Annotated in this window: 2 pseudogenes; both read left to right on the top strand. The window is 49.2% G+C overall.

The features are described from left to right. Positions 1 to 224: pseudogene (locus DXB44_RS14350) on the top strand (relaxase); the annotation flags it as partial. Positions 225 to 236: 12 nt separating this feature from the next. Beyond that, positions 237 to 583: pseudogene (locus DXB44_RS14345) on the top strand (hypothetical protein); the annotation flags it as partial.

The raw sequence follows: 583 nt of genomic DNA, 5'->3' as shown, positions 1-583 counted from the left end.
TGACAGCATACCGGGTGGCAGCAGCCTATTTCAAGGCAAACAACACCACAAAGCTGCCCAGCCCGAAAAAGCTGGAAGCCGAGTATGCACAGTTGGCATCCGAAAAGGCAAAGTTCTACGAGCAGTACAAGGAATCTAAAGAGGAACTGCTCAAACTGAAAACCGCAAAGCAGAATGTTGCGTCCTTTTTCCGGGAGGAAGAGCAGACGCAGCAGGAGAGATAAAGGAGTGTGCGTATGATCAACTTGAAAATCGACCCGGAGTTTCAGTCCCAGATTCCCCCTTTGACCGATGATGAATTTAAGCAGCTTGAAGAAAACATCCTCAAAGAGGGCAAGCTGATTTCTCCTTTGATTGTTTGGGGTAATACCCTTGTTGATGGCCACAATCGTTATGAAATCGTTCAGGAGCATCCCGAAATCTCTTTCTCCACCATGCCGCTCCCGTTTGAAAGCAGAGAAGAAGTCCTCGCATGGATCTGCAAGAATCAGCTGGGGCGGCGTAATCTCACGCCGGAGCAGAAGAAGTTCCTCATTGGAAAACAGTACAGTGTGGAGCATCGGAAGCCCGGTGGAAACGGCAA

The sequence above is a fragment of the Faecalibacterium sp. OM04-11BH genome (genome assembly GCF_003482185.1).
Classification (GTDB): domain Bacteria; phylum Bacillota; class Clostridia; order Oscillospirales; family Ruminococcaceae; genus Faecalibacterium; species Faecalibacterium tardum.
Note: the sequence above shows the minus strand (reverse complement) of the source record. Positions and strands in the feature narration are given on the sequence as shown.